The sequence below is a fragment of the Microbulbifer okhotskensis genome (assembly GCF_023895975.1).
Lineage (GTDB): Bacteria > Pseudomonadota > Gammaproteobacteria > Pseudomonadales > Cellvibrionaceae > Microbulbifer > Microbulbifer okhotskensis.
The window spans coordinates 1-3,588 of the sequence record NZ_JALBWM010000202.1; the positions used below are offsets into that span (position 1 = coordinate 1).

General features: G+C 43.2%; 4 protein-coding genes. All 4 read left to right on the forward strand.

Features of this window, described 5'->3' with window-relative positions:
* Positions 1 to 31 precede the first annotated feature (31 nt).
* The 4 genes from MO867_RS21005 to MO867_RS21020 all read left to right on the forward strand — a co-directional run bounded on the left by MO867_RS21005 (position 32) and on the right by MO867_RS21020 (position 3,468).
* On the forward strand, positions 32 to 340 hold the full coding sequence (locus MO867_RS21005; protein WP_252472746.1) for a hypothetical protein: 309 nt from the start codon (positions 32 to 34) through the stop codon (positions 338 to 340).
* 321 nt (positions 341 to 661) lie between these two features.
* Positions 662 to 1,498, forward strand: a complete 837-nt coding sequence (locus MO867_RS21010) for a helix-turn-helix domain-containing protein (RefSeq protein WP_252472748.1) — start codon at positions 662 to 664, stop codon at positions 1,496 to 1,498.
* An 81-nt stretch (positions 1,499 to 1,579) separates the two neighbouring features.
* On the forward strand, positions 1,580 to 2,029 hold the full coding sequence (locus MO867_RS21015) for a GNAT family N-acetyltransferase (RefSeq protein ID WP_252472750.1): 450 nt from the start codon (positions 1,580 to 1,582) through the stop codon (positions 2,027 to 2,029).
* A 1,049-nt stretch (positions 2,030 to 3,078) separates the two neighbouring features.
* Positions 3,079 to 3,468, forward strand: coding sequence for a DUF6678 family protein (locus MO867_RS21020; protein ID WP_252472752.1), 390 nt, complete (start codon positions 3,079 to 3,081; stop codon positions 3,466 to 3,468).
* Positions 3,469 to 3,588: the final 120 nt, after the last annotated feature.

A 3,588-nucleotide genomic window follows, 5' to 3' on the forward strand; every position in this document is an offset into this window, starting at 1 on the left:
AACGGTACAGTGACTACGGGGCTATAGCTGCATGAAACTGTCCGAAGTGTTGTTAGAAAGTAAAGAGATGGGAACACTTAGGCGGAAAGAGAGCAATCAGCAACTCTTGCACACCTCCATCGCTATAACACCGTCGAGAGTTAACTTGGGTGTTGTTGAGGGCAGTATGTGGCAGCGTGATAAGGAATCAAGCGCTAATTCCCGCTATACCAAATCAATAAATGATAAAGAGAGCCGACGGTGGCTAGACCATTCCGAATCTGCCTGTCAGATACAGGAGCGCTGCCCTGAAACTACAATTGTGAGCATCGCTGATAGAGAGGGTGATATTCATGAATGATTTCAACTGGCGGAAGATCAAAGTGAACAACGACGTGCGAGCTATATCGTTCGAGCCAAGGCCAATCGTACCTTAGAGGTCGATCGAGAAGAAACAGCTTTGCTTTTAGACCGCATGAGTCAACAGAAATCTATTGGTAAATATACGGTAGATATTCCCAGGCGAAATGGAGAGCCAGGGGTTAAAGCCGTTTGGCTGGGATACACCAAGCTGCTTCATTATATTGAGGCTACAGAAGCTCTAAATGGGCTTAAATAATGTGCATAAAACACAGAGCCGGAGTTAGCAGTCATATAGTCAGCAACAAGAAAGAGAGTTTGAATGAAAAACTGGAAGCTGTCACCGACAATAGAAAATATAGCTAAATATGTTGAATGCTACTGGTTTTTAGAAAAAGAATTACATGATCAGAGCTTTAGCTATCCCAAACTGAATCCAGATCCTTCTCCTCATTTAATTGTCGCGAATTTAGATAGTACATATGGGTATACGCATAGCGCTAACACTCAAAATGTTAGAGGAAGTCATTGGATATTCCCGCATCTAAAAACATTTACGATGGATCACTCGGCTCCTTTCAAGATTGTTGGTATCAAATTTAAAATTGGGGCGCTCTACTCTTTAAAAATGAATAATTTTAGCTCTAAGCTAGATAAGATTGAGATGATTGATGTGAATAATCACATTGGATTGAGGACATTTAGCCCAGGTCAGCTCTTGATTAGAGCTACAGAGCAAAAGGAACAAGCATGCAATATTCTGGACGAAGCGCTCTTGCCCTGGTTATTGGATTGTCACGAAGACAAGCACAGTCATTTAGTTCGTCAGGTTATGTTATTACTTGGCGATACAGCCATAGCTGAAATCGGGCAAAAATTGCATCGTTCACAGCGTACCATTGAGCGTAGCTTTGTGAGGGTAACTGGCCTATCCATGAAGCAAGTTCAATCCATGATTCATCTGGAAGAAATGCTTCACTATTTGTATCAGCTTAATAAAGAAGAGATCAATTGGGCTGATGTTGCCAACAAGTATGGATTTTCCGATCAACCCCATTTGATCCGTCACCTCAAGAATTCTATTGGAAAAACACCTGCTAATTATGTACTGCATCGAGATCTAGCCATAGATATCTATGGAGATTTTGAGTTTGAGTGAAAACTGTCGTTTTTCTTCAATCTGCATTAGTCGCGGTTCATTAAAATCACCACCATCAGTTAATACAAAGAAGGTGAAACGATGAAAGTGAATATTCGTCAGTATAGGGTTTTAGATTTAGAGGAAGTCCTTAACTCATGGGAGGTTGCAACACGATTATCTCATCCTTTCATGACTGATGAGTTTATTGCACAAGAGCGTACAAATGTAGCTGAAATATATATACCCAATACAGATACATGGGTCGCCGAACTTGAAGGTGAAGTTAAAGGCTTTATTGCGCTTATGGGCAACGAAGTTGGGGCAATTTTTCTTCAACCCAATTATCATGGTAGAGGTATTGGCAAGGCTTTAATGGATAAAGCCCAAGAGATCCATGGCAATCTTGAAGTTGAGGTGTTCAAAGTAAACAATATTGGTCGCAACTTCTATTCGAAATATGGCTTTGAGCAACTACAAGAAAAGCTCCATGAGCCAACAGGGCAGCAAGTGTTGCGCCTGAAATTTACTGCTAAATCGGGTAGCCAGTAAACTTCTAGCCACCGGCCCCCACACCACCCACCGTGCGGGTCTGCGATGGGCGGTTCCCTATCCGTAATGAATCTCTACCCAACGATAGTATCGAGCAGCTCTTCATTTGAGTTGAGTGTCATGGCAGTGCGCTACCTCAACTTTATCCGACTGGAAACCTATCGGTAGGCTAGCCCTGTCTTTTAACTCATGGATTTGGGTTCAGGCCTTCACCGTGTCCAAGGTATTAATCTTGGCATTTGGCTACTATGCCGTCTGCTGACTTCTGTTTAATCACCTTGACCATTACTGACCGAGGCGCTGCTGTGTTCCACCACTTTTGTCTATCCCCGCGATGGTGGCTAGCGGGTTGGGCCTATTTATGAGTCAGCGGCCACGCTGACAGCTTCACAGCAGCAAGTTAAACAGATCTCCCCAGATAAGAACGTGAACTTTCACTACGCAACTGCATCATTTACTCTACCCGTTAGATCACACGGCTTCGGTGTCCTTGGCCACCTCGCCTCCAGGCTAAGCCTTATAGGATGTTTCTGTTCGTCAGCTCGTAGTTTTGCTAGCGGCTTCCTCCCCACAAGACCTCACGGTATTGCAGTTGCCATTCGCTAGTAGTTAGTATTTAATGGAAACCATTAAACGGTGGTCTTCCTACAGGGGACTTTCACCCCATTAGTCCATGCCCATGCTGGGCGAACCAAGCGCGTCAAATGCGGCGCTCGTTCCTCGCGGGCGTTATGGCCCGAAAAAATAATCATCTATGAGTGCTTTCTATGTAGGGAGCATATCGAGGATCAGGGAGACCTAGATCCATGTGCGGTAGATCTTATCGCCAATATTGATCAATCCACGCACAAGTTAGACCTCCAGCGATTCTTTTGTCATATTAAGTGCTTCAAAAAAGTCAACAGACACGCTTCCATCTACAAGCCTAGGTTCGAGGATGCTTCAAACTAAAAGCCATAGCACGATCGCCAGCAATGCTGACTGGACCTACATTCTGAAGCTTCGCTGTTCCATTTCAGCCCGTGCTGGTGGTGTTATACGAGTTTCCAATGAACGAAGTCCTTTCTAAAGTCATAGATCAAAGACAGCTTGCTTCTGTAATGAACAAGACTAAGTGGAGAGAGTTGTGTTCATCATTCGCTGACCAAGGTGATACATCTCCAGAAGCTCGATACAAGCTGACATACGAAGATAAAATTATAGATTTCAGCAAAGTCTGGTGGGATGAACTTTTTGATGATTCTATTGCGATAGAATGGATAGATTTCGACCCATATGAACATGAGTTCAGGGGGAATTTGGTATCTGACAAAGATACTGATATAAGGGATGGAATACTTGATGTACTCCATAAGTTTAATATTCCTTACTCTATTGAAGGTAAATACTATCGGGTATGGGGTTACATTAATGCGAATGCTAATCCAGAGTTCGTATAAATCGGGTAGCCGGTTTTTAGTAAGTAGTACTGTAACTATTCAGCACTAAAATTCAGAATTCCCCCAAAAATATATTCATGAGACAATAGAGCAACATTAAAGCCTCCTGTCTAGCAGTCG